Origin of the sequence: Rhizobium sp. CCGE 510 (assembly GCF_000292525.1) — a bacterium.
Lineage (GTDB): Bacteria > Pseudomonadota > Alphaproteobacteria > Rhizobiales > Rhizobiaceae > Rhizobium.
Genome location: NZ_AEYF01000022.1, coordinates 151,655 through 170,736, shown reverse-complemented (window position 1 = coordinate 170,736; position 19,082 = coordinate 151,655). Strand labels below are relative to the sequence as shown.

Here is a 19,082-nt window from a genome sequence, read left to right as displayed (position 1 = left end):
GGCTCCGGCAAGGGCGACAATGGCGGCTCCGGCAAGGGCGACAATGGCGGCTCCGGCAAGGGCGACAATGGCGGCTCCGGCAAGGGCGACTCTGAATCCAAGCCGGACTAAGCCTATCCGCGCAGACACGAAGAAGGTGAGGCCGCTCTCGCGGCCTCACCTTTTTGAGTCATCGCTTTGTATATCGATCGGCAGCAAGTACCGTGAGTGAACCAACGCGCGGGTCGTCGTCGCCGCTCGGCGAGCGCGAGCCTGCAGCGTTGCCTGTATCGGGCAAACCGCGAATGCACTCAGCACAAGCGAAGGGTAATGAAGGATCCGCCGTGTAGCCCCCTCACCTACGCTCAGCGCATTTGAGGCTTGCGGGCATCCCTCGCTTCACGCCGCACAGGCCTCGCACAAACCGCGGATCTCGATCGTCGTCTTCTCGGGCTTGAACTTCTGCCCCTGCACCCAGCCCATCAGCCGGTGGTCGACCTCGTGGTCGTGGAATTCCGTCACTTGGCCGCAGCTTTCGCAGATGGCGAAGGCGACGATGCCGTGGCTGTGGCAGTCGTCGCCGGGATGGGCGCAGGCAACGAAGGAATTGATGCTTTCCAGCCGATGGACGACGCCGTATTCGAGCAGCTTTTCCAGCGCCCGGTAGACCTGCAGCGGTGCGCGAAAACCGTGGTCGCGGAGCTTGTCGAGGATGGTGTAAGCGCTGAGCGGTCCTTCGGCCTTCTCGAGCACGTCGAAGACCAGCGACTGGTTCTTGGTGAGTTGCGGTGTCGTCATGAGCCTTGTCCTTGCATGGCTGCGCGGTGCCGCCTGACGGGAAGCAGGCTGAGCATGAACAGGATCAGCGCCGCGACCACGATCGATGGGCCCGACGGCGTGTCATAGGTGAGCGAGCCGAACAGCCCGCCGACGACGGCGGCTGCCCCGATCAGCGAGGCGAACACCGCCATGATCTCCGGCGTCGCCGAGAAACGCCGCGCCGCAGCCGCCGGAATGATCAGCAGCGAGGTGATCAGCATGATGCCGACGATCTTCATGGCGATGGCAATGACGACGGCCATCAGCAGCATGAAGAACAGCCGCGCCCGCTCCGGCTTCAGCCCCTCGGCCTCGGCAAGCTCGGCATTGACGGTCGCAGCCAGGAGCGGCCGCCAGAGCCAGGCCATTGCCACGAGCACGAAGAGCCCGCCACCCCAGATCAGCGCGATGTCGGTCGGGGAAACGGCGAGAATATCACCGAACAGGAAGGCGATGAGATCGATCCGCACCCAGCTCATGAAGGCGACCATGACGAGGCCGATCGCCAGCGTGGCATGCGAGAGGATACCGAGCAGCGCATCGGCCGACAGCGCCTGGCGCTTCTGCAGGAAGAGCAGCAGCACCGATACCAGCGCGGCGACGGCAAAGACCGCCAGCGTCAGATTGAGTTCGAAGAGCAGCGACAGTGCGACGCCGAGCAGCGCCGAATGGGCGATCGTATCGCCGAAATAGGCCATGCGCCGCCAGATGATGAAGCAGCCGAGCGGCCCCGTCGTCAGCGCCAGGCCGACGCCGGCGAGGATGGCGCGCACGAAGAAATCGTCAAGCATGGCGGCCCTCCCCACTGTGGGAATGGGCATGCAAGTGCTCATCCCCATGGTGATCGTCATGATCATGATCATGAACATGGTCATGCGCGTGATCCTGGTCATGCGCGTGATGTCCGTCGAGCTCATGGCCCCGTTCGGGACCACGAGCGGGGTGGCAGTGATCGGTGACCGTGCCGTCGGCATGCTGCACGCGCCCATCCGGCAGGTGCGTATGGTCGTGGTGATGGCTGTAGACGGCAAGCGTCTGCGCCGCCCGGCTGCCGAACAGGCGCACATATTCCGGGCTGCGGCTGACAGCCTCCGGCGTGCCGCGGCAGCAGACATGGCCGTTAAGACAGATGACCGTATCGGTCTCGGCCATGACGACATGGAGATCGTGCGAGATCAGCAGGATGCCGCAGCCAGTCGCATTGCGGATCGACTTGATAAGGTCGTAGAGCGCGATCTCGCCTGAGAAATCGACCCCCTGCACCGGCTCGTCGAGCACCAGCAGATCGGGTTTGCGGGCAATCGCGCGGGCCATCAGCGCCCGCTGGAATTCACCGCCGGAGAGATGCTGCACCTCGGCATCAAGCATATGAGCAACGCCGGCGGATTCGAGCGCCGAAAGCATGTCACGCTCCGGCAGCGGGCCGGTCAGCGTCATCAACCGACGCACCGAAAGCGGCAGCGTCCAGTCGATCGAGAGCTTCTGCGGGACATAGCCCACTTTGAGGCCGGCCTTGCGCTCCACCCTGCCTTCGTCAGGCTTTAGCACGCCGATCGCCGCCTTGGCGCTGGTCGATTTGCCAGAGCCGTTCGGCCCGATCAGCGTGACGATTTCGCCGCGCGACACGGAAAATTCGACGCCGCGCACCAGCCAGCGGCCATTGCGAACAACGCCGACATTCTCAAGCGAAACCAGCGGTTCGGCCCTGATACCAGCGGGGGACTTTGCGGGAGAGAGCATCAAATTTTCCGAAAGTGCTGTTGCGTCCTGCTATCGCACACGTTATAGCATAACGCAATTGATGTAATAACATAACAATTTGAATTCAAGCGGAGCATGCCGATGAGACGCGCCTTGGGGTCTGCCCTCCAAATGCTGGCCCTCAGAATGCCGGTTCTTTCGATCCCGGCTTTGGCAATCCCCGCTCTGTTGTTTGCTGGCACGATGCGTGCGGCCGATGCGCCTGTGGTGGTCACCTCGATCAAGCCGATCCATTCGCTGGTCTCGTCGATCATGCAGGGTGTGGGCGAGCCGGAACTGATCGTCGACGGCGCTGCCTCGCCGCACACCTACAGTCTGAAGCCCTCGAACGCGAAGGCGTTGCAGGAAGCCAAGGTGATCTTCTGGGTCGGCCCCGGCCTCGAGGCCTTCCTCGAAAAACCGCTGCAGGCTTTGGGTTCGGATGCCAGCATCGCAGCACTCGACGACGCCCCCGGCCTCGTGAAGCTGCCGTTTCGCGAAGGCGGCGCATTCGAGCCGCATGACGACGGCGATGAACATGGTGGGGCCGAAGCCGCGCATGGCGCCGAAGCCGGGCATGATCCCGACCACGGCGCCTTCGACACCCATCTCTGGCTCGATCCGATGAACGCCAAGGCGATGGCCGCCATGATCACCACGACGCTGGTCGCCGCCGATCCCGCCAATGCACTGACCTATCAGGCCAATGCCAAGGCGCTGGACGACCGGCTGACGGCGCTGGACAAGGAGATCGCTGCCGCCGTCGCCCCCGTCAAGGACAAGCCCTTCATCGTCTTCCACGACGCCTACCAGTATTTCGAGCACCGCTACGGCATCCGCGTCGCCGGCTCGATCACCGTCAGCCCGGAAACCATTCCCGGTGCCGAGCGTGTCTCGGAAATCCACCGCAAGGTCGGCGAACTCGGCGCTACCTGCGTCTTTGCCGAGCCGCAGTTCGAGCCGCGGCTCGTCGATGTCGTCATCGAGGGCACGCGCGCCAAGTCAGGCGTACTTGACCCGGAAGCCGCCACGCTGAAGGCCGGCCCCGATCTCTACTTCACCCTCATGCGCGGCATCGCCGAGAGCATGAAGGACTGTCTCTCCAACGCATGACCTCCATGCGGCGCTCTGCACGTCCTGTCGGACGTGCCACGCTTGGAGAGAGCTGAAGCGGAAAGGCGGACAACCCCGTTCCGCCTTTTTTTCAACCTTACGTACGTAATGATATAACATTAATTTTAATCTGATGAGGCTCCCATGAACAAAAGACTCCCCGTCACGGTGCTCTCCGGCTTTCTCGGCGCCGGCAAGACGACGCTGCTCAACCACGTGCTCGCCAATCGCGAGGGTCTGCGCGTCGCCGTCATCGTCAACGACATGAGCGAAGTGAATATCGACGCTCGCCTGGTGCGCGATGGCGGCGCCAATCTCTCTCGCACCGAGGAGCAACTGGTCGAGATGACCAACGGCTGCATTTGCTGCACGCTGCGCGATGACCTCTTGAAAGAGGTGCGCGATCTCGCGACCCAAGGTCGATTCGACTACCTGCTGATCGAATCCACGGGCATCGCCGAGCCCCTGCCCGTCGCCACCACCTTCGAATTTCGCGACGAGAGCGGCCAAAGCCTTTCGGACGTCGCAAGGCTGGACACGATGGTCACCGTTGTCGACGCCGCCAATCTGCTCGCCGACTACGCCTCGGCCGATTTCCTCGCCGACCGCGGCGAAACGGCCGGCGATGGCGACAACAGGACCATCGTCGACCTGCTGGTCGAGCAGATCGAATTCGCCGATGTCGTGGTGCTGAACAAGATCGGCACGGCAAGTGAGGCGGAACGCGACGCCGCGCGGAAAATCATCATCGGCCTCAACCCGGATGCGAAGCTGATCGAGGCGGATTTCGGCAAGGTGGCGCTCAAGGAGATGCTCGGCACCGGTCGCTTCGATATCGACAAAGCCGAGACCCACCCGCTTTGGTACAAGGAACTGCACGGCTTCCGCGACCATGTGCCGGAGACCGAGGAATACGGCATCCGCTCCTTCGTTTATCGCGAGAAGCGTCCCTTTCATCCGGAGAAATTGCAGGCGTTTCTCGACAGGACATGGCCGGGCGTGGTGCGCGCCAAAGGCTTTTTCTGGTTGGCGACGCGCCCGCATCACGTCGGCGAAATCAGCCAGGCGGGCGCGATCGTGCGCACTGGCAAGATGGGTCTGTGGTGGGCAGCGGTGCCGCGCGAACAATGGCCGGACGAACCGGGCTTCCTCAGCGCCATCAGCCCCTATCTCGACCCCGTCTGGGGTGACCGTCGCCAGGAGATCGTCTTCATCGGCGCAGACCCGATGGACGAGACCTGGATCAAAGGAGAACTCGACGGCTGTCTCGTCGAAACCGGGGTCTTTGCGCCCGAGCGCTGGCGAAACCTGCCCGACCCTTTCGCCAGCTGGAACAGCCAGGCGGCATGAAGGCAACCGCAATCAAACCCTATCGCTGCGTCTGCACGGAATGTAATCCCTTGCCGCCGATCGAGGGGCTGCATCCGTTGACGTATGGTGGGGATGTTGAGGTTGACGACCGAAGACCGAAGGGGTTGCTTGGCATCATCGCCGCTGTGCGCCGAGTATGAAGGAGCGAAAGCGCTTATCGAGACAAATTCCATTCCGGTCAGGGTCTCCACACCTCTCCCACAATTGGAAAGGGCGGCCGAAACCGCCCTTCTTTGGCCCATCAATCAGCGACCAGCAATGATGCTGGAAATGACACCGCTGGTAACGCCGATCAGCAGGTAGTCGTTGTCGACCCGGACCCAGCGATAGCCGCGCGGCGGAGGCGCCAGCCGGTAGCGGCGGTAGTCGTTGACGTCGTGAAACCGGCGGCGCTCACTGGCGTTGACGCGGTATCCCTTCTTCCAGTGCGGCCGGACGACCTTCCTCTCGACGATCACCTTCTTCTGCACGACGACAGGCGGACGGCGATAATCATCCGCGCTGGCCTGGGAGACAACCATCGGGGAGAGAAGGAAGGAAGCGGAAAGGAGAGCTGCAAAAATCTTTTTCATGTGGGGTTCCTCGTGTTGGGCACGGGAGAAACCTAGGGCCGAAAAGATGAACTGAAACTGAAATTTAAATTAAACTTTCGTAATGGAATCTGAGGACTGGGGCGTAAATCTTATATTTCAGATGAGGCTTATACAGCTTCGCGAACAACAGTTTTGCCCGAGACGGCGATCGGCGGGCAGTTCCGAAGATCAGATTCGATTTTCGGAAGGATTGCGCGCAGATTCAATTCATGGAGCGCCCTTCGCGCGTCCGATCCAGCGCTTGGCGCTGTCGGATCGTCGCGCGGGATTGCTCGATAAACAGATGATGGAGGAAATCATGTCCGGCATCAGCATGCGTTACATCGTCGACGACGTCGACGCCGCGTTGGAATTCTATACGAGACATCTTGGCTTCTCGATTGCGCTTCACCCTGCGCCCACCTTCGCCATCCTGACCAGGGACGGGTTTCGTCTGCTCGTCAGCGGCACGACGGGACCGGGCGGAGGAGCCCAGGCAATGGCGGACGGACGGAAGCCGGAGCCCGGCGGATGGAATCGCATCCAGATCGAAGTCGCGGACCTGGAGGCGGAAGTCGCCACGCTGCGCCAGGCGGGCGCGCGTTTTCGCAACGAGATCGTGCAGGGCATAGGCGGCAAGCAGATCCTGCTCGAGGATCCGGCCGGAAACCCGGTCGAACTCTTCGAAGCGCCGAAGAGATGAACGCCACGGCATCGATCATGCGGTCGCACTCTTGCGCGCCGCATCGGGCAACCGCGCAGATCATCTGACGCGGTGGGCCGGCTTCGGCATCATCATTGCAAGAATGGCGGCTGCGCCTTGCTACCTGTGTGCCAGCGTGTAGTTTCGGGCTAGCATCATTTCAGAGGCAGGGAAAACATGTCCGAATCCGCGGGCGGGCTCTTCGACTTTGTCGGGATACTAGCCGTGCTACTTTTGGTGGCTGCCAATGGCTTCTTCGTCGCCGCCGAATTCGCGCTGGTGTCGGTGAGGCGCAGTCGTGTCACCGAACTCGCCGCAGCCGGCCGAATGAATGCCTCGGCCCTTCAGCGCGCCGTCGACAATCTCGACGCCAACCTTGCCGCCACACAGCTCGGCATCACCATCTCGTCGCTGGCGCTGGGCTGGGTCGGCGAACCGGCGCTTGCCCACCTGATCGAACCTCTGCTGTCCTGGCTGCCCGGACAGTGGGCGGCAACAGGCGCACACACTGTCGCCATCGTCATTGCCTTCGTCATCATCACAGCACTTCACATCGTGCTCGGCGAGCTGGCGCCGAAAAGCCTGGCGCTTCAGCGCAGCGAAGCCACTTCGCTTGCCGTGGTGCGTCCGCTCGGGCTTTTCCTGATGCTGTTCAAGCCGGCGATCTCTGTCCTGAACGGCATGGGCAATCTTGTGCTGCGCGGTGTGGGCCTTCGCGCCGGAACCGGGGAATCGTCATTTCATTCGCCGCAGGAGCTCAAGTTGCTGGTCGCCGAGAGCCAAGAGGCCGGCCTTCTCAACCAGGTGCAGCAGCAACTCGTCGAGCGGGTGTTCAACATCGGCGACCGGCCGATCTCCGACATTATGACCCCGCGTCTCGATATCGAGTGGTTCGACGCCGACGACAGCGAGGCCGAAATACTGAAGACCATCCGCGAATGCGGCCACGAACAATTGCTGGTCGCTCGCGGCTCGATCGACGAACCGATCGGCATGGTGTTGAAGAAGGACCTTCTCGACCAGGTTCTCGACGGCGGCAAGGTCCGGCCCATGGAGGTGATCAAGCAGCCGCTGGTGCTACACGAGGGCACCTCGGTCGTACGCGTGCTCGACAGTTTCAAGGCCTCGCCCGTTCGGCTCGCCATCGTCATCGACGAATATGGCAGCCTCGAAGGCATCGTCACCCAGACCGATCTGCTCGAAGCCATCGCCGGCGATCTGCCCGGATCCAACGAAGAGCCCGACATCGTCGTGCGGGAAGACGGATCGCTCCTGATCGATGCAATGATGCCGGCCTTCGACGCCTTCGAACGGCTAGGCCTGCGCGATCGCCCGGATGCAGATTTCCATACGCTTGCCGGCTTCGCGCTGCACCAGCTCCAGCATATCCCTGAAGCTGGCGAAACCTTCGTGTTCGACAACTGGCGCTTCGAAGTGCTCGACATGGACGGCATGCGCATCGACAAGATCCTGGCGACGCGTATCCCCGCGGACGGAGCTGGGGGATAATGCATGTCGCCCGGAAGTGTGCAGCGGTTCCGGGACAACGACATGCATAAAATAAGGAGCTTTAGCCAACCGCCAGCGTCCAGAGCATTCCTGATATCGCGCAGGCAAGCAGCGTCGTGATAACAGACGTCTTGAACCGGAAGATCGCGATGGCGGCGGCGGCCGACAGCGCCATTGCCGCAGGCACGGCCGATTGCAACACGGGGATATCGAGCCACAAAACTCCAAGGTGGATGACGGCGACCTCGGCAAACAGCGTGTGCAGGCCAAACCAGATGGCGAGGTTGAGAATGACCCCGACTACAGCCGCCGTGATCGCCGACATCGCGCCGGCGAGCGCCACATTGCCGCGCAGTTTTTCGATGAACGGCGCGCCGAGGAAGATCCAGAGGAAACAGGGCACGAAGGTAACCCAAGTCGTCAGGATTGCCGCAAGCGTGGCAGCGAGCATCGGATTGAGCGATCCGGGATTGCGGTAGGCGCCCATGAAGCCGACGAACTGAAGCACCATGATTAGCGGCCCCGGCGTCGTCTCGGCCATCCCCAGGCCATCCAGCATCTCGCCGGGTTTCAGCCAGCCGAAACGCTGCACGGCTTCCTGCGCGACATAGGCGAGCGCGGCATAGGCACCGCCGAAGGTGACGACGGCCATCTTGCTGAAGAACAGACCGATCTCAGTGAAGACGTCGTGTGCCCCGAACGCTGCATAGAGGGCGGCGATGGGTACGAGCCAGAGAGCGAGCAGCGCTGCCGACATACGCAGCGACCATCCTAGGTTGGGGCGCGCATGATCAGGTATGCCGTCCCCGAGCGCAGACTCGGCATCCGACAGCACCGAACCGCTCCCAGCCTTGTGGCCGCCGCCCGGCTTGAAGGCGGCAAGCCCGAACCTGCCGCCGATGAAGCCGGTCATGCCGCCTGCAAGCACGATCAGCGGGAACGGCACGTGCAAGAAGAAGATGGCGACGAAGGCCCCGGCCGCAATCAGCAGCATGACGTTGTTTCTGAGGGCGCGGCCACCGATGCGGATGACGGCCTGCACGACGACGGCAAGCACCGCTGCCTTCAGCCCGAAAAACAGGCCGGCGACGATGCCGACGCTGCCATAAGCCGCGTAGATATAGCTGAGGCAAAGGATCGACAGGAATCCCGGCAGCACGAACAGCAGGCCGGCGACCAGACCGCCCAGCGTGCGGTGCATCAGCCAGCCGATATAGACGGCGAGTTGTTGCGCCTCGGGGCCGGGAAGCAGCATGCAATAATTCAGCGCATGCAGAAAACGATGCTCGCCGATCCATCGCTTCTCGTCGACGATGATCCTGTGCATGACGGCGATCTGCCCGGCCGGGCCACCGAAGCTCAAGGCGGCGACGCGCAGCCACACCTTGAAGGCTTCGCCGAAGGAGACGCCGTGGTGATGCCCCTCTCCTGCATTTCTCTCCACCGTTTGGCTCGTAGGGCTGTCGTCTGTCATCTCGGCCATCTCATGCCCTCTTCTTCGGCGTGGGCCAGTTGTGGGTTTCCTCGGTCGCGTCCCGGCACCAGCGGAAAAAGGCATCGTAGAGAAGCATGCCGGCCTCGAGCTGCTCCAGATCGTCGGAATACATCCTGGAGAGGCCGAGCGAAGCGGCAAGCAGGCCAGGCGCCTCGGGCGCGAGATCGAGCCTTGCGGTATCCGCCGCCCTGACGATCTGCGCCAGCCGCAGAAGCGGCTCGGATGCCAGGCCGAATTCCTCGACCATCACGTCGAAGGTGCAGAACTCGCCGCGATGGCTCCAGAACGCACCTTCGATATCGAAGGGGACGGCCCCGAAGCGCTCGCCGACGGCACACACTTCGGGCGCCGGAACGAACAGGAAGACGGCGTCCGGATCGACGAAGCGCCGGATCAGCCAGGGACAGGCAATGCGGTCGATTTTCGGCCGCGCCCGCGTCACCCAGACGGTGCGTCCTTCAACGTCGCGGCGCGGCAGCTTTTCCTCAGGCACCGCCGCTCCGCCTGCAATCCAGGCTTCGAAGCCGCCTTCGAGGCTTTCGGCGTCAACCCCACTATGGCGCAGATAGGCAGCCACGCCATGGCTGAGCTTGCTACCCTTTTGGCAGACCACAACGACGGCATCTGCTTCGATGCTGCCCACCCAGGATGCAACCTCGGCATGGTCGCGCCGGATCGAGCCCGGAACCAGGCGAGGATCGAGCGCGAAGTCCGTCTCTGTGCGAACATCTATAACGCAGGGCGCCCCGGGGGTTCCGATGAGGCGGCTGAGTTTTTCGGCGGAAATTTCGAGAAATGACGGCATCACGCGTCCCTCCGTTGATCGGTACTATTGGACGCGATTCTTCAGCATGACGCCTCGTGGGGTGATCGCGACCCCATGGCGAAACCATGCGCAAACAGACCCCGTCGTGTCAAGCCGACGCTTGCATGGAACAGCGACTCGCAACGTTCACATCGGAGCGGCATGTCTTTCGGTGGGCGAGCAAGCCCACCGCCCGTCGGAAAAGCAGACGGCCCTGGCGGCCGTTTCTGGCGGGTTGAGGCGCGGAAACCCCTGATAGCAACCGCTTCCCGGCACCGATATGGAACAAAAAGCCCGCCTCGGCATTCTTCTCTCACCGAAAGAGGAGAAAGTACCATGACGTACGACCCCAATAATGCCAACGACCCGAACCGCCCGCTGAACCCAAATCTGGATCTGCGCACCACGCCTACCCCGCGCACCAATAATACGTGGGTTGTCTGGGTCGCTGCATTGGCCGTGATCGCTGTCGCTGCATTCGCCTATTCGCAGTGGAGCACCCCCGGCACATCCCCCGATACAACAGCCTCCACGACCCAATCCGAGCCGGCCCCGGTCAAGCCGGTCGCTCCGACTGACAACAGTGCAACGCCTGCACCGGCGCCTGCAGCACCGGCACCTGCCACACCGGCTGCCCCTGCCCAGCAGTAACGCCTGCTCACCCGAAAGAAGTCGGCCAAAGCGCCGGCTTCTTTCTGCCATGGCTCTTGAACATGGTTAAACAAACCCTATTTTAGGGATAGTGAATTTGTCTCTGACGGCTGACCACGGATGTACTGGCAGGCGTTATCGAGACAGATCGAGGAAGGGTCGGTGCGAGTTTCGCCCGGCCTTTTTTCTTGGCTTGATGAAGCCGTAGCGCTGGAAGTGTTGGCGCCAACTCTCAGATCGGGAAATTAGTTCGGGATTCTGTTATAGAACGACTGGGGGTCGTACACGCACTCGTAGTCGAGAAGGCAAATTTTGCCGTTGGCATCCCTTACCCTTGCCGTTTCGTACTTGTCGCCCAGATTGCACCTGGCCGGCGGATAACGAAAGCTGCGGCCACCAAAGCCCATGCGCACGAAAACCGCTTTGTCTTTGCGGATGATCTGGGAAAGCTCATTGCAAGTATGATCCCTGGCATTGACGTCCACCGCCTCGATGGCGAGGCCCGCGGACGGAAACAACAGCGCGACGGCCAGCACAACGCTTTTCATGAAAACTCCTGAATACGAAGGTACGAAGTTGGGGCATAGCACCGATGCCAACCATGCCTCAACCGATGCAGCTAAGGAAAATTATAGGGCGACGCAGGGTCGAAGACACAGGCATAGTCGAGAATGCACTGCTTTCCGCCAGCATCGCGAAAACTCGTCGTCGCGCGCTTGTCGCCCATGCTGCATTGCGCCGGCGGATAGCGGAAGCTGCGGCCACCGAAGCCGACCCGGACAAAGACCTTTTTATTCTGACGGACGATCTGCGCAAGCTCGCCGCAGCTATACTCGCTTGACTTGACCTCCTTCGCCCCAGCGGCAAAGGCCGGCAACGGCAGAGATAAGGCTAGGACTAGAATGACGCTTCTCATGAACCCCTCCCATTCTGAGAAAGCAGATAGGGCGCGGGGATCGATGCTGCCAGACCTGCGGACAGCCGTTTCCGGCAGGCCGGAACATCCGGCCTGAATTTAAATAGTTCAATCTTATCAAGAGATTTGGTGGGTGATGTAGGGCTCGAACCTACGACCCGCTGATTAAGAGTCAGCCAAGCCAAAACACATCTATCTGTTTTCACTTACAATTCTACGATTAATTTTTCAATGTGCGTAAAAATGTGTGTGTGCGTGAGGGCGATTTGCCCCTTATGAAGGCACCGACCTTCGAATTTAATTTCGTGAGAGGCAGGAAAATTAGCTGTGGAAATTTACCGGGCTCGCCAACCTGGCAAGTTTAACGGCCTTCGAAAGGCGCCTCCTCCCAACCGGCAGCGTTTATCTTCCGGCGCGACGCCAGCCGGCAGCTCGGGCTTCCGCTTCCGAGCAAAACCATCTCTCCCCGTACTGAGGAGAAATCTTGGTCTCGTCATAATACTCCTGGCCCGACACATGATAGATGCGCTCGCCGCTGCCGATGCTGACGTTGCCTTTGATAGTGCAACTGGTAGCCGAACCGGCAAATGGAGCAGATACGCTCCCGACCTCGACGCCGAGGTATCCCACCACGCCCGCCGCGACGATGCCCAGATAAAACGCCTCCATCGTGAACCGGGGGCGAGCCCGCTTCTTGGTCGTGTATCTCGGCGAAAATGAGCGGTGGGTCGGCATTCGACATCAAGTGCGAATTTCCCGCATCGCCGCAAGCGCTGGTTGATTCAGAGGTTAATCCTCATCTGCGTTGTTCTTTAAAATACATCCTACCTCGCCTGCTGAGCACCCGGAAACGGCAGTTGAGAGGCGGCTTGCGCCGCCTCTCAACCAACTCTTACGCACATTCAAGCCGTACCGCATGGCTCGGCTGAAGAACCTCTGGTCGCCCGTCGTCGATATGAGCGGCCCGGATCGCAAGGCCGGTTTGCGTCGTGATGGCGAGGACGATCGGCGCCAGCGACCCCAGTGCCTCATTGCTCAGGGAGACGAGCGTCGGGTACTCGACGTAGACGCCGGTGTTGTCAGCCGCCAGCGCATTGCTCCAGCAACCACCATTGATGCGGTATTCATGCGTCTCATGATCAATGTCGAGCCTATCCAGCAGATCAATGGTGGTGCGCCCGAAAATCTCGACCTCACCCGCGAGCTGATAGGCTGTGACCTCATCGCCGCAGTCGAGAAATCGACGCTCCAGGGCCATAATCGCCCGAATCCGATCGATGGCGGCATCGAGTCCATCGATCAGGCGATCGTGCAGCTTCCCGGAGAAATCGTCTTCACAGCAGGTACGGCCTGCGATGACGGCAAGCCGGAAGCCGGCGAGCCTGGCATAAAGCATCAGGTTGTCCATGTCATAGGATCTCCTTCATCCTGAAAGCCGAAATCAGGCGGGGCCGATCTCGCGTTTCATCGTTCAAAGACGGTGGGTATGAATTGGAGGCGAAACACGTCCGCCGGAAAGAATAGGCCGTGGGTTGCGGAGCGGACAGCCACGCCTTCTGCGCGCCGCGCGTCACGTGGACGCCATGCCACGGTGAACGCCTTCACCAATGAGAGAAACATTGGCATAAGTGGCGGATTAGAAAATAAGCGGTCTTGGAGATGGTCCTCATGTTCCGCATGTTTGTGATGCAGAACCTTTAGCGCACGCGCCAACCGTGGCAGATGGCAACATCCCGCGCAATGCTTGTGAAACTTGCAAAAGCCTCTCGGAGAGGCATCTCCCGCTCGCCGCGTCTCCGGCGTGGAGTCATCGACGGCCAGAGACCTTGTTCAAGGTCGGCGTGGCCCGTAAAATACGTTCGTATCCTGCATTTGACGCGGTTGTCCTACCGCCTCCGGTAATAGGCATCCCAAGCCAGCTTGATGTCGAAGAACGACCACTCCCTGCGCCGTCCGTAGGCCGGGCTCGGGCGGCTGTAGCACTCGTTCAAAGTGGTTTCGCGTTGGAATTTCATGAACCAAGCCGTTGACTTCGGCTTGCCCCGCGCCGTTGCTGAGACTTGGCGGATTAAGCCGCTATGCGCCCAATGTTCGTGGGGGTTGGCAAGCGACGCGGGATCGGCCAGATAGGCGCGAAGTTTTTGCAGCGTGGCGTCGTCCGGCGCTTGATGGAGTTGCGCGCTAAGCTCACCGACAGCCAAAGCCGCTCCCTGTTTGGCAGCCTCCATCAACATGTCGCGCAGTTGCACATCAGTCAGCACAAGCGCCCGCAAGGCTTCCATAAGCAATGACTTTCATTGGTGGGATTAGTGCGATTGAAGACCATCGCATATCCATTGCCACACGGGAAAAAAATGACGTCAAGCTATATCGAACTGTGTGGCAAACGCGGCGGAGTTCACCCGCTGTTCAATGGTGCCCTTGCGGCAATTGTTTGCATTGCGATCACCTTCAAAGCGGATAGTATCTGTCGCATTCGCGTTTGCCCCAAAAGGAAGGAGCACAGAATGCAGGATAATGAAGCCAATCCTAGTCTTGCTCTTGGCCTTTACAGGGTCAGCGTGCTCGTCGGCTGTATTGCTCTTATCGCATGTTTCTTCTGGTATATGTTCAGCGCGACCGCCGCCGTTAATCGGCTTTCAGCTGCTGCAGAGAATTTCCAATATACCGACAGGTGTGATTCCAACGGCAATCTGATCGATACAGGCAAACCCAACTGCGTTGATCTGGGTGATTATCTGCTCATAAATGGCCCTGTTCTCAAGGCTCTTCGAAAAGCTTGTTCAGAAGGCCAAACACCGGCTATGCTGATACTTGAGAAAGGCAAAGCGTCGAGGATCGATATCGTTCGCGTAGAAAAGTCATTAGCTTGGCGAGTGAGGAACAAAGTAAGCGGCCCCTGCTAACGGTTACCCGGTACTCGGACGGCATTGCAATCTCTCGCAACTGACCGTTCCGGGCGGAGACTCGAGAGTAAGGTATGAACAGCAAGCTACTGCTATATGCAGTAAATTCCTTCATGCTTCTAACTAACCAACCGCATCGAGTAAAACCAATTAGGCCTTTAAAAATGGTCGACATTGGAATGTTTGCGGTCTCCAGAATAGCCAGCGTCTCGCCATATCCCCTTCCTATTTGCCCCACCGTGTTCCGTGTATTTAATTTTTTGGTCCTCTTCCAACAAGCTCCGGGGTAATAGCGAATTCAACCCTTCCCGAGATCGAGCTGTAAGGCTCGCACTGTGTAATCGCGCTAGCTACCAACGGGGCTGCGATTTTCTCCCAGTCTGATGGCGGTGCGCGGAAATTTATTGATACCAAATCGGCAGCTCCATCCTTGAGTACGGCAACAGCCAAGATGCTATAGGCATTCGGCGCGTCTGGAGGTAGGTGTAAACATTTCAGCATCTGGCTAGAAACAACGTCCTCCGGCTTTTCAGAGGAAGCGAACGTCTTCGTGACGTTTGTGGCCAATGCGACAGAAGCAATAAACACACCGGAGAGAAAAGTCTTACCGAAAGAATTCATTCAAATTGCCCCTTCAAACAGCCGTGAAAATGAACACCGCGCCTCTTGGATACGGAAACAGTTGTCGTCAAACAATAACAGTCATCGTCGGCTTTTGACCGCACCCCCCCGCCACGATGATTAAGGGATGATAATTGCTGTATATCATTCAGCGCTCCTGCATCGCTTCCGACGCAATTTCAGCCAGCGGCGAGTAGAGATATTCGAGGATGCGCCGGCTGCCGGTTTTGACCTCGACGGTGACGGACATGCCTGGTGAGAGCGGCACACGTGATCCCTCAATGTCGATGCTGGCCACATCCGGCTTGATGATGATGGGGAAGACCAGGTTCTGGACGCGCTGCGCATTGCCGATCGGGATGACGCTTTGCAGCTCCTTCGCCGGCTGACCTTCGAGTTGCTGTGCGTCAGGCTCGGGAATGGCGTCGGTCGCGACACGGGTGACTTTGCCATTGAGGATGCCGTAGCGGGTGAACGGGAAGGCCTCGATCTTGATCACCGCCGTTTCCCCTGGCGAGACGAAGCCGATGTCCCGGTTCGGCAGATAGGCCTCGATCTCAAGAGAGGCGTCGTCCGGGACGATCCGCATCAGTTCCGCGCCTGCCGTCACCACCTGGCCGACCGTGGTGATGGCGGATGTCTGAACAACACCTTTGATCGGGCTTTTGATCGTCATCGAGTCGAGCCGTTTGGCCGCCTTGACCAGCTGCTGTTCCTTCTCATCGATCTCTCGTGAAGCCTGTGCCTGCTTCTGAGCATTGTCGGCGACGAAGGTCTTGATGGCTTTCAGGCCTTCGCTGGTCGCCGCGACGATCGCGGTCTCCGCCTCCGCCCGCTGACCGATCTGCTCGGCAAGCGTTGCCTCTTCCTTCTGCCGGATCTCGACCGCATCGATGACGCCGGATCTCGATCCGGCGCTGAGATCGACGAGATTGGAGCGCATGGTCACACGATCTGCAAGCGTTGCCACCAGGGCCTGCTGGGCGGCAACCATTTCTGTGTATCTCTTCAACGCGGCGAATTGCTGATTGCGCTGGGCCGCGAGGCTGTCGAGCGTCGATGACAGCTGCTCAAGATCGGAAGTGTAGAGCAGGGCCTCGCGTGCGCGGATCTCTGCCGGTATGGAATCGGCGAATTCGGGGACGATTTCAATCCGGCGCGTTCCGCTCCAGAGATCGCCCTTCTGCCAGGCGTTGACCTCAGCTAACGCCGCACCACGCCGGGTGACCTCGGCGCGCAGCGCGGCAAGGCTGGTGGACAGTGTGTTGACTTCGGCCTTGGCTTCGGTCGGATCGAGCTCGACGAGAATGTCTCCGGCTTCCACCTTGGCGCCGTTCGAGACCGGGACCGCGATCGTCTTGCCGACCTCGATCGACTGGATCACTTTCACGCGTCCGGTCGGCTGGATTTTGCCCTGGGCGGTCGCGACGATATCGAAGGTGCCGACATAACTCCAGACCAGCGCGCCGGCCGTGAGAAGGCAAATGAACCAGATGAGCGCGGTGCGGATCGGCGAGGCCGGCGTTTCCAGGATTTCGAGGGCGGCCGGCAGGAACTCATTGTCGACCCGCAGTCGCTTCGGAGGCTTCGGCGGAAGCCGGGGAGGCTGGACGTTCTGGTTCATGATTCAACAGGCCCCGTCTGCAATTGCCAAAGATGGGCATAGAGGCCGTTCGGGCGAGCCAGCAGTTGCTCGTGCGTTCCCTCTTCGACGATGCGTCCGTCCTTCATGCCGATGATGCGGTTGCACTGGCGGACGGTCGCCAGGCGATGGGCGATGATGATGACGGTGCGGCCGCGGACGATCTCGCGCATATTGGCAAGAATGATGCGCTCGCTCTCATAGTCGAGCGCGCTGGTGGCTTCATCGAGGATGAGGATCGGCGGGTTGGTGGCAAGCGCACGTGCGATGGCCAGACGCTGCCGCTGGCCGCCGGAAAGATTGGCGCCGCGCTCCTCGATCAGGGTGTCGTAGCCGCGCGGCAGCTTGGCGATGAACTCGTCGGCGCCTGATAGCCGCGCCATCTGAATGGCGGCGGCCCGTGACATTGCCGGATTGACCATGCAGATATTGTCGTGGATCGTCCGGTTGAACAGCATGTTTTCCTGAAGCACGACGCCGATATTCGACCGCAGCCAGGCCGGATCGACCTGGGCGATATCCTGGCCGTCGACGAAGACCTGGCCGCTGTTCGGGATATAGAAGCGCTGCACCAGCTTGGTCAGCGTCGACTTGCCGGAACCGGAGGGACCGACGATGCCGATGACCTCGCCCGGACGGATCGAAAAGCTGATGTCTTTCAGAACATCCTGACCATCGGCGGAATAGCGGAAGTTCACCGCCTTGAAGCCGATCGCCCCTTTCGGCGGCGGCAGGCTGACAGCAACGCTCGGGCGCGGCTCCTGCGGGGCATTCAGAATATCTGAGAGCCTGGCGACGGAAACTTGCACCTGCTGGAAATCCTGCCAGAGCTGCGACAGCCGCAGGATCGGCTGCGAGACCTGGCCGGCGATCATGTTGAAGGCAACAAGCGCTCCGACGGTCAACTCGCCGTCGATCACCGCCTGTGCGCCGAAGAGCAGTAAGGCGGCCGAGGTGATCTTGTTGATGTACTGGATGGCATTCTGGCCCTTCGCCGCCAACATCGTCGCCAGGAAGGAAGAGCGCACATAAGCGGCCAGCCGCTCTTCCCATTGCGAGGAGACCACCGGCTCGACCGCCGAGGCCTTCAGCGTCTGGATGCCGACGACGGTTTCGACGAGCAATTGCTGGCTGAAGGCGCCGCGCTCGAACTTCTCGTCGATCCGCTCTTTCAGGAAGGGGCGGATGAGAAACCCGATCGCCAGGTAAAAGGGAATGGAAGCGACGACGATCCAGGCAAGCTTCGACGAATAGGTAAACAGCACGAAGATGAAGATGACGGTGAATACCAGATCCAGGCCTGAAAACAGGCCCTGCCCAGTGAGGAAATTACGGATGGTTTCGAGTTCGCGCACCCTTGCGACCGTCTGGCCGGTGGCACGGGTTTCGAAATAGCTGAGCGGCAGATTGAGGAGATGGCGAAACAGCCGCCTGCCGAGCTCGACATCGATGCGGTTGGTCGTATGCGACAGCGCATAGGTTCTGAGATATTGCAGCACGACATCGAAGAGCCCGACGGCGGCAAGGCCGATAACGAGCACGATCAGCGTCGAATAGCTGCGATGCGCCAGCACCTTGTCGACGACGACCTGGAAGAACAGCGGCGTCACCAGGGCAAAGATCTGGATGACGAGGGAAGCGATCAGCACATGGCCGAAGGCCCGCCGATACCGCCAGATCGCCGGCAGGAACCAGCGGAAGCCGAAATTCTGCTGCGAGGCGCCAGGGCCGGCAAAACGGCGCTGGACGAGGATGAACTCTCCCGAAGTCAGCGCCAGAAGCTCGTCGACCTCGACATTGCGGGCGGAGAAATCGATGGGATTGATCAGGCGATAACGACCCTCGGCCGCCACGCCGGCGAAGACCGCGAAGGTGCCGTCCTTCAACGACGCAAGCGCCGGCGCCGGAAGTGTCGCCAGCCGTGCGATCTTATCCGCACGCACGGTGCGCGCTTTCAGGCCGATGATCTTTGCCGCCCGCAGCAGGTCGTCACGTGCTGCCGGCGCGGTCAGCGCAAGCTCTCGGCTCAATGTCTCCGGGCGCGATGCGATCCTGAAATAGCCGGCAACGGCAGAGATCGCCGCCAGCCCGCTGTCGGCGATTGCTGCCTCCGGTGATGGTCTGAGGTCGCCTGTGGTCTCCGCCTCCGCCGCGCCGGGAGCGGAGGCTGTCTTGATGTCCGTCATGTTATGGGATCAATATAGAGAGAGTATGCCGGCGCCAGAAGGCGCCGACATGAA

Annotated in this window: 20 protein-coding genes; 6 read left to right on the top strand and 14 right to left on the bottom strand. The window is 60.5% G+C overall.

What is annotated here, in order from left to right; all coding sequences use genetic code 11:
* Positions 1–378: 378 nt before the first annotated feature.
* From RCCGE510_RS12580 to RCCGE510_RS12570, 3 genes are read right to left on the bottom strand one after another with little or no spacing between them, the layout of a single operon-like run.
* Positions 379–777 (bottom strand): Fur family transcriptional regulator, encoded by a 399-nt coding sequence (locus tag RCCGE510_RS12580; RefSeq protein ID WP_007630429.1) that lies wholly within the window; start codon positions 775–777, stop codon positions 379–381.
* Positions 774–1,589: a zinc ABC transporter permease subunit ZnuB gene (gene znuB / locus RCCGE510_RS12575; RefSeq protein WP_007630428.1), complete on the bottom strand. Its 816-nt coding sequence runs from the start codon at positions 1,587–1,589 to the stop codon at positions 774–776. Before znuB ends, RCCGE510_RS12580 begins: the two co-directional genes overlap by 4 nt.
* The gene (locus tag RCCGE510_RS12570; protein ID WP_007630426.1) at positions 1,582–2,538 is read right to left on the bottom strand and encodes a metal ABC transporter ATP-binding protein; all 957 of its coding nucleotides are present in this window, start codon (positions 2,536–2,538) and stop codon (positions 1,582–1,584) included. The genes znuB and RCCGE510_RS12570 overlap by 8 nt, the downstream gene beginning before the upstream one ends.
* Positions 2,539–2,640: 102 nt before the next feature.
* Here RCCGE510_RS12570 and RCCGE510_RS12565 point away from each other — a divergent pair, with 102 nt between their 5' ends.
* Complete coding sequence (locus RCCGE510_RS12565) at positions 2,641–3,651, top strand: zinc ABC transporter substrate-binding protein (RefSeq protein WP_007630424.1); 1,011 nt, start codon at positions 2,641–2,643, stop codon at positions 3,649–3,651.
* A gap of 144 nt (positions 3,652–3,795) precedes the next feature.
* On the top strand, positions 3,796–5,001 hold the full coding sequence (gene zigA / locus RCCGE510_RS12560; RefSeq protein ID WP_007630423.1) for a zinc metallochaperone GTPase ZigA: 1,206 nt from the start codon (positions 3,796–3,798) through the stop codon (positions 4,999–5,001).
* Positions 5,002–5,267: 266 nt separating this feature from the next.
* On the opposite strand, the gene RCCGE510_RS12555 is transcribed toward zigA, so the two are convergent.
* The gene (locus RCCGE510_RS12555) at positions 5,268–5,594 is read right to left on the bottom strand and encodes an RcnB family protein (RefSeq protein ID WP_007630421.1); all 327 of its coding nucleotides are present in this window, start codon (positions 5,592–5,594) and stop codon (positions 5,268–5,270) included.
* Between the two features lie 319 nt (positions 5,595–5,913).
* Here RCCGE510_RS12555 and RCCGE510_RS12550 point away from each other — a divergent pair, with 319 nt between their 5' ends.
* Together RCCGE510_RS12550 and RCCGE510_RS12545 are read left to right on the top strand one after the other, a co-directional pair.
* On the top strand, positions 5,914–6,297 hold the full coding sequence (locus RCCGE510_RS12550; RefSeq protein ID WP_007630419.1) for a VOC family protein: 384 nt from the start codon (positions 5,914–5,916) through the stop codon (positions 6,295–6,297).
* Between the two features lie 177 nt (positions 6,298–6,474).
* Entirely contained in the window at positions 6,475–7,806 is a 1,332-nt protein-coding gene (locus tag RCCGE510_RS12545) for a hemolysin family protein (RefSeq protein ID WP_007630417.1), read from the top strand.
* Positions 7,807–7,867: 61 nt separating this feature from the next.
* Here RCCGE510_RS12545 and chrA read toward each other — a convergent pair whose 3' ends face one another.
* Positions 7,868–9,289, bottom strand: a complete 1,422-nt coding sequence (chrA, locus tag RCCGE510_RS12540; protein ID WP_007630406.1) for a chromate efflux transporter — start codon at positions 9,287–9,289, stop codon at positions 7,868–7,870.
* 1 nt (position 9,290) lies between these two features.
* Positions 9,291–10,106, bottom strand: coding sequence for a sulfurtransferase/chromate resistance protein (locus tag RCCGE510_RS12535; RefSeq protein WP_007630405.1), 816 nt, complete (start codon positions 10,104–10,106; stop codon positions 9,291–9,293).
* Positions 10,107–10,442: 336 nt separating this feature from the next.
* Here RCCGE510_RS12535 and RCCGE510_RS12530 point away from each other — a divergent pair, with 336 nt between their 5' ends.
* Complete coding sequence (locus RCCGE510_RS12530) at positions 10,443–10,757, top strand: hypothetical protein (RefSeq protein ID WP_007630404.1); 315 nt, start codon at positions 10,443–10,445, stop codon at positions 10,755–10,757.
* 245 nt (positions 10,758–11,002) lie between these two features.
* Here RCCGE510_RS12530 and RCCGE510_RS12525 read toward each other — a convergent pair whose 3' ends face one another.
* The 5 genes from RCCGE510_RS12525 to RCCGE510_RS12500 form a co-directional block, all read right to left on the bottom strand.
* Positions 11,003–11,305, bottom strand: a complete 303-nt coding sequence (locus RCCGE510_RS12525) for a hypothetical protein (RefSeq protein WP_007630403.1) — start codon at positions 11,303–11,305, stop codon at positions 11,003–11,005.
* A gap of 71 nt (positions 11,306–11,376) precedes the next feature.
* The gene (locus RCCGE510_RS12520) at positions 11,377–11,673 is read right to left on the bottom strand and encodes a hypothetical protein (RefSeq protein ID WP_007630402.1); all 297 of its coding nucleotides are present in this window, start codon (positions 11,671–11,673) and stop codon (positions 11,377–11,379) included.
* A gap of 402 nt (positions 11,674–12,075) precedes the next feature.
* Positions 12,076–12,408 (bottom strand): hypothetical protein, encoded by a 333-nt coding sequence (locus RCCGE510_RS12510; protein ID WP_007630400.1) that lies wholly within the window; start codon positions 12,406–12,408, stop codon positions 12,076–12,078.
* A 157-nt stretch (positions 12,409–12,565) separates the two neighbouring features.
* Positions 12,566–13,081 carry a hypothetical protein gene (locus tag RCCGE510_RS12505; RefSeq protein WP_007630398.1) on the bottom strand — a complete coding sequence of 172 codons (516 nt, stop codon included), beginning with the start codon at positions 13,079–13,081 and terminating at the stop codon, positions 12,566–12,568.
* A gap of 478 nt (positions 13,082–13,559) precedes the next feature.
* Complete coding sequence (locus tag RCCGE510_RS12500; protein WP_007630397.1) at positions 13,560–13,955, bottom strand: hypothetical protein; 396 nt, start codon at positions 13,953–13,955, stop codon at positions 13,560–13,562.
* 33 nt (positions 13,956–13,988) lie between these two features.
* Between RCCGE510_RS12500 and RCCGE510_RS12495 the strand changes: the two genes are divergently transcribed.
* On the top strand, positions 13,989–14,579 hold the full coding sequence (locus RCCGE510_RS12495; protein ID WP_240539651.1) for a hypothetical protein: 591 nt from the start codon (positions 13,989–13,991) through the stop codon (positions 14,577–14,579).
* 252 nt (positions 14,580–14,831) lie between these two features.
* Here RCCGE510_RS12495 and RCCGE510_RS33370 read toward each other — a convergent pair whose 3' ends face one another.
* From RCCGE510_RS33370 to RCCGE510_RS12485, 3 genes are all read right to left on the bottom strand, one after another.
* Complete coding sequence (locus RCCGE510_RS33370; protein ID WP_081525724.1) at positions 14,832–15,200, bottom strand: hypothetical protein; 369 nt, start codon at positions 15,198–15,200, stop codon at positions 14,832–14,834.
* 148 nt (positions 15,201–15,348) lie between these two features.
* Positions 15,349–16,824 carry an HlyD family type I secretion periplasmic adaptor subunit gene (locus tag RCCGE510_RS12490; protein ID WP_007630395.1) on the bottom strand — a complete coding sequence of 492 codons (1,476 nt, stop codon included), beginning with the start codon at positions 16,822–16,824 and terminating at the stop codon, positions 15,349–15,351.
* Complete coding sequence (locus tag RCCGE510_RS12485) at positions 16,821–19,028, bottom strand: type I secretion system permease/ATPase (RefSeq protein WP_007630394.1); 2,208 nt, start codon at positions 19,026–19,028, stop codon at positions 16,821–16,823. Before RCCGE510_RS12485 ends, RCCGE510_RS12490 begins: the two co-directional genes overlap by 4 nt.
* Positions 19,029–19,082 lie beyond the last annotated feature (54 nt).

Bases quoted from the DNA above. Each gene is read 5' to 3' on its own strand.
- RCCGE510_RS12535 (WP_007630405.1), bottom strand. From the start codon at position 10,106: ATGCCGTCATTTCTCGAAATTTCCGCCGAAAAACTCAGCCGCCTCATC.
- RCCGE510_RS12500 (WP_007630397.1), bottom strand. From the start codon at position 13,955: ATGGAAGCCTTGCGGGCGCTTGTGCTGACTGATGTGCAACTGCGCGAC.
- RCCGE510_RS12505 (WP_007630398.1), bottom strand. From the start codon at position 13,081: ATGGACAACCTGATGCTTTATGCCAGGCTCGCCGGCTTCCGGCTTGCC.
- RCCGE510_RS33370 (WP_081525724.1), bottom strand. From the start codon at position 15,200: ATGAATTCTTTCGGTAAGACTTTTCTCTCCGGTGTGTTTATTGCTTCT.
- zigA (WP_007630423.1), top strand. From the start codon at position 3,796: ATGAACAAAAGACTCCCCGTCACGGTGCTCTCCGGCTTTCTCGGCGCC.
- RCCGE510_RS12485 (WP_007630394.1), bottom strand. From the start codon at position 19,028: ATGACGGACATCAAGACAGCCTCCGCTCCCGGCGCGGCGGAGGCGGAG.
- RCCGE510_RS12510 (WP_007630400.1), bottom strand. From the start codon at position 12,408: ATGCCGACCCACCGCTCATTTTCGCCGAGATACACGACCAAGAAGCGG.
- RCCGE510_RS12530 (WP_007630404.1), top strand. From the start codon at position 10,443: ATGACGTACGACCCCAATAATGCCAACGACCCGAACCGCCCGCTGAAC.
- RCCGE510_RS12570 (WP_007630426.1), bottom strand. From the start codon at position 2,538: ATGCTCTCTCCCGCAAAGTCCCCCGCTGGTATCAGGGCCGAACCGCTG.
- znuB (WP_007630428.1), bottom strand. From the start codon at position 1,589: ATGCTTGACGATTTCTTCGTGCGCGCCATCCTCGCCGGCGTCGGCCTG.
- RCCGE510_RS12550 (WP_007630419.1), top strand. From the start codon at position 5,914: ATGTCCGGCATCAGCATGCGTTACATCGTCGACGACGTCGACGCCGCG.
- RCCGE510_RS12545 (WP_007630417.1), top strand. From the start codon at position 6,475: ATGTCCGAATCCGCGGGCGGGCTCTTCGACTTTGTCGGGATACTAGCC.
- RCCGE510_RS12565 (WP_007630424.1), top strand. From the start codon at position 2,641: ATGAGACGCGCCTTGGGGTCTGCCCTCCAAATGCTGGCCCTCAGAATG.
- RCCGE510_RS12525 (WP_007630403.1), bottom strand. From the start codon at position 11,305: ATGAAAAGCGTTGTGCTGGCCGTCGCGCTGTTGTTTCCGTCCGCGGGC.
- RCCGE510_RS12555 (WP_007630421.1), bottom strand. From the start codon at position 5,594: ATGAAAAAGATTTTTGCAGCTCTCCTTTCCGCTTCCTTCCTTCTCTCC.
- RCCGE510_RS12490 (WP_007630395.1), bottom strand. From the start codon at position 16,824: ATGAACCAGAACGTCCAGCCTCCCCGGCTTCCGCCGAAGCCTCCGAAG.
- chrA (WP_007630406.1), bottom strand. From the start codon at position 9,289: ATGGCCGAGATGACAGACGACAGCCCTACGAGCCAAACGGTGGAGAGA.
- RCCGE510_RS12580 (WP_007630429.1), bottom strand. From the start codon at position 777: ATGACGACACCGCAACTCACCAAGAACCAGTCGCTGGTCTTCGACGTG.
- RCCGE510_RS12520 (WP_007630402.1), bottom strand. From the start codon at position 11,673: ATGAGAAGCGTCATTCTAGTCCTAGCCTTATCTCTGCCGTTGCCGGCC.